The organism is Planktothrix sp. (assembly GCF_046067725.1).
Lineage (GTDB): Bacteria > Cyanobacteriota > Cyanobacteriia > Cyanobacteriales > Microcoleaceae > Planktothrix.
Genome location: NZ_JBJUDF010000035.1, coordinates 1 through 3,669, shown reverse-complemented (window position 1 = coordinate 3,669; position 3,669 = coordinate 1). Strand labels below are relative to the sequence as shown.

Here is a 3,669-nt window from a genome sequence, read left to right as displayed (position 1 = left end):
CACCGCTGCCCTCGATGCCACCGGGGGAGATGTGCGCCGTGTCCAAAAGTTAAGCCGCCACCATGACCTGAATACTTTGATGATTTATGATGATAACCGCAAGAATGCTCAGGGAGAAATTACGAATTTATTAGATGATTTGGTGTGAGGGGGGAGGGACGAGGGACGGGCGGCGAGTTTTAACCTAACCTTGTGTAAATAATTTCAGGAGGTTGTATGGATAAACTAGAACATTATCGCAATGTGATTAAAAATATTTTAACTCAATACTTAGTAAAAATACGATTTTTGAAAAGGAAACACCACCATTTTCAGATGATGTCTCCATGACTTAACTTAATATTCCGATGGCAGCATTAACACACCACCACTGACATAAAGTTTGATTTCAATCAAAGGAAATTTCGTGTATTCAATCTGTTGAATTACAGCAGGTTTTATACCTTCTTTTGGTGTATCTGACCAACAAGTTATTACCGCTTTATAGTTCTCTTCAGGTAGAATAAATGGAAACTTCCGTTCTCCTTCTCCAACAACAGATAGCACCCAAACTTGGAAATAAGCCAGGTATTCATCTCGCTTCAGTTGATATTGATAAGAAGCAATGGCATCAATCAACCAATAGGCTTTAGCTTGTTCTGCTAAATATTGAATACCATCGGTGTAGGGAAATCCCAGAAAATTGCGATGAATTTCTTCAGTTCCCGTGAATTGAGAGAGGTCAGATAGAGTGATAGTGTTCATGATTTTAACCTAAAAAACTCTCTCCCAACAAGCGGTAGCTAACTTTATTATTGTTGCTAAATTTCGTCTTCTTCAGGAGATAAAGAAGTTAAAATTGGAGTGGCAGAAGGCGGATATGGTAATTGAATTGTTTCAGCAATTGTGTCATTGACAACAACTCTTAAAAAATAAGCTTCTGCATCGTTACAATAAAATTCAGGATGTTGTTCTTCTCCAGAAACCAAGGCAGATAATAATGTGTAAATTAGAGCGATTGCACCTTCTTTATTACAGATTATTTGTGCCGCATCTCTGGCTTGAGTTTGAGGGTACAGATGTAGAATCGGTTCGGTTTCCATTGTTAAAATTGAGGGGGAGCGACCCCCCCATTAACGCAATTACTGTTTAACTTTTGCTGATTGAATCATGCTCTGAATCGTAGGATGATTAAACTGCTGATTAAGATTTTCTTTTGCCTTGAATAAATCTTGATAAACTTGTTCGACATTTTGCTGCATTTGTTGATAACAAGCGGCATTACGATTAACAGATGTTGCATTAGATTCTTGAAAATGGCTATAAGAATCCTTGAGAAGTTTCTGCATTTCTTGGAATTTATCAAACGCTTGAGACATCTGATTCAATGCCATATTCATTTCAGCTAAAGCTTTCTCGTTCATTGGTTTTTCTCCTAGAAAAGAACTAAAATTATTAAGCGGTAGCCTTATTAAGAATTGTGAGTTTGTCGCAGTTGCGTAATTAAAGCTTCTAAAACGGATAAATGACAGGGTTGAAAGCGAATCACAAATCCATTGCTACCATTCGGAACACCAGGACAAACTAAATGTGTAGTACCGTCTTCTGAACTGCTAATTACATAAAGCCAAGTTTGTTCAGTTAGTGAATAGGTTGTATCTATTGAAGTTTTGAGTTTAGATTCTGTGTTTGACATGGGTTAATCCTTCATAAAGAACTAACCCAAAAAAGCGGTAGCAAGTTAAGGGACGAGGGACGATTTTTCCTTAGCTCTAATTTTTCTGTTGCCCTTTCATGCCCAATTGCTGACTAATTTGCTGTTGAATTTCATCAGAAACATCCCATAATCCCGGCAAACCCCGAACAGGAATCGGTTTAGGTAAAGGTTTAATATCCGTGAATTCCCAAGCAAATCGTCCGGGTTCCCAATAACCGCACACCTGCTCAAGATGTGATTGTTTATTAATCAGTTCCCTTGTCATCAAATGAATGTTTTTCAATCTAGCAATGGCAATGATTTTACCGAAGGTTGAATTGAAATAAGCTTCATTAAAATCGATTGAATCGTTTCTCAGTTCCCAAAGAATATCATAATAATCTTCTAAGGGACTCAGAGGTTCTTTCCCAGCATGAATGGCTATTAATCCTCGATACATCCGTTGCCAATCACGGGTTTCAAACTGTTTCTTTTTCCAGACTAAGAGACTAGCCCAAGGTTGATGAATCGTTAAGCCTTTCATTAGTTTAATAGTGGGAGCGACCCACCAAAACGCTATTTAATAACTATATCAAGCGGTAGCCAAAAGTTGTAATTCCTGTTTAACTTGTTCAATTTGTTGAGCCGTTAAGGACTGGATTTCTCCATCATTACGCAGGGCAACAACTAATACTTGACCACATAAAATATGCTGTTTAGTTCTACAGGTAGGACTCAGGTTTTTGAGAACAAATTCATCATCACAAACTAAGGCAATAGAGAGATCTGAAAACTGACGAAAAACAAATTCAATGTAGGCACTCTCATTTTCAACCCCAACAAGTCTTTTCATTTCCTGAAGATCTGGTATTGATTCTTGAGTTTTCATCCCTTCTGAATTAATAATCAAAAACATTAGTTTTACCGAAATCATCAACTTCTAAAAGCGGTAGCCGATTATTATTGACTCAATTAAATGTATCGAAATTTATTTCTAATTCGGTTATCATTAGATTACACCCTCATCATCCACTCCATCCCGTAGCGATTTAATCACCGGATTAATCCCTACGGGATAACAATTTTTGCTATCTGCTATGCTATTCTTGCTATTTGCTATGCTATTTGCTATCCGCTATTCTTACGGGAGTTGCGTTGTTTTTGAAGGGGGACAAGTTTAGGAGAGGGATCATTCGCTGTTTCTGAAGTAGATTTTTGTTGAGATTCTAAGCGAGTAATGGTTTCGTTAGCGTCTTTAATTTGCGATCGCAACTGTTCGTTATGAGATTCTAAAACCTGCTTTTCACCAACGACCGATTGTAGGGATTGAACTTGGGAATGAAGTCCAGATATTTCTCGTTCCCGTGCTTCGAGTTGACTATTTAATCGGGAAATTTCACCTTGATGTTCTCGGTGTTGGGTTTCTAAATCTGTAAATTGAACTAAACGTTTTTCAGCTTCATTGAGTTTAACTAATAAATCATTCCGTTCTTGATGCAGTGAATCCAACTGTTGACGGAATTGTTCGGAATCTACTAACTTTTGTTTATTGAGATTCATGTAAGCTTCTTTCAGTTCCAGCTTCTGCCGTTCATATTCAGATTTATAAAAGTTCAGTTCAAGCTGCAACCGAGGAAAATCTTTGAGTTGTTGTTGAAGTAAATCATTGTCTGAAGTTAAGGCTTTCATTCGTTCTCCACTCACAGACGTATCAGCTTTTTGGTAAGCGAGTCGATAGGAAGCGATCGCCATTTGTCGAGTTGCCATCAAATATTCTTCAGGAATATCCAACTCATCTAACAATCCATCATCCGTTGCATCCAAAATCACCGAAACAATATCTTTTTCTCCTGTACCCGCTTTCAGTAACAGCAGATTGTCGTTTCTATACTCTCGAAGCAGACCACAAACAGTATCCGCACTGCCCCCAATCCCATAGATAAATTTGAGAGCCGCCTGAACCGAACGGATCACTACACCAATTCTATTCTTCT

General features: G+C 38.0%; 7 protein-coding genes. All 7 read right to left on the bottom strand.

The genetic code is table 11. From position 1 onward, the window contains the following. Positions 1-336 precede the first annotated feature (336 nt). A complete protein-coding gene (locus ACKPEB_RS01950; protein ID WP_408963093.1) occupies positions 337-744 on the bottom strand; it encodes a DUF6876 family protein in 408 nt (135 codons plus the stop codon). Positions 745-800: 56 nt separating this feature from the next. Continuing rightward, the gene (locus ACKPEB_RS01945) at positions 801-1,082 is read right to left on the bottom strand and encodes a hypothetical protein (RefSeq protein ID WP_408963092.1); all 282 of its coding nucleotides are present in this window, start codon (positions 1,080-1,082) and stop codon (positions 801-803) included. 39 nt (positions 1,083-1,121) lie between these two features. After that, the gene (locus ACKPEB_RS01940; protein WP_408963091.1) at positions 1,122-1,403 is read right to left on the bottom strand and encodes a hypothetical protein; all 282 of its coding nucleotides are present in this window, start codon (positions 1,401-1,403) and stop codon (positions 1,122-1,124) included. 47 nt (positions 1,404-1,450) lie between these two features. Next, entirely contained in the window at positions 1,451-1,675 is a 225-nt protein-coding gene (locus ACKPEB_RS01935) for a hypothetical protein (protein ID WP_408963090.1), read from the bottom strand. 76 nt (positions 1,676-1,751) lie between these two features. Further along, positions 1,752-2,219 (bottom strand): hypothetical protein, encoded by a 468-nt coding sequence (locus tag ACKPEB_RS01930; RefSeq protein ID WP_408963089.1) that lies wholly within the window; start codon positions 2,217-2,219, stop codon positions 1,752-1,754. A 48-nt stretch (positions 2,220-2,267) separates the two neighbouring features. Next, positions 2,268-2,528, bottom strand: coding sequence for a hypothetical protein (locus tag ACKPEB_RS01925; protein WP_408963088.1), 261 nt, complete (start codon positions 2,526-2,528; stop codon positions 2,268-2,270). Between the two features lie 275 nt (positions 2,529-2,803). Then, positions 2,804-3,669 (bottom strand): hypothetical protein (locus tag ACKPEB_RS01920; RefSeq protein WP_408963087.1); only part of this gene is annotated, 866 nt, incomplete at its 5' end.

Excerpts from the sequence above, each read along its gene's own strand:
- ACKPEB_RS01940 (WP_408963091.1), bottom strand. The coding sequence starts at position 1,403 with ATGAACGAGAAAGCTTTAGCTGAAATGAATATGGCATTGAATCAGATG.
- ACKPEB_RS01925 (WP_408963088.1), bottom strand. The coding sequence starts at position 2,528 with ATGAAAAGACTTGTTGGGGTTGAAAATGAGAGTGCCTACATTGAATTT.
- ACKPEB_RS01930 (WP_408963089.1), bottom strand. The coding sequence starts at position 2,219 with ATGAAAGGCTTAACGATTCATCAACCTTGGGCTAGTCTCTTAGTCTGG.
- ACKPEB_RS01935 (WP_408963090.1), bottom strand. The coding sequence starts at position 1,675 with ATGTCAAACACAGAATCTAAACTCAAAACTTCAATAGATACAACCTAT.
- ACKPEB_RS01950 (WP_408963093.1), bottom strand. The coding sequence starts at position 744 with ATGAACACTATCACTCTATCTGACCTCTCTCAATTCACGGGAACTGAA.
- ACKPEB_RS01945 (WP_408963092.1), bottom strand. The coding sequence starts at position 1,082 with ATGGAAACCGAACCGATTCTACATCTGTACCCTCAAACTCAAGCCAGA.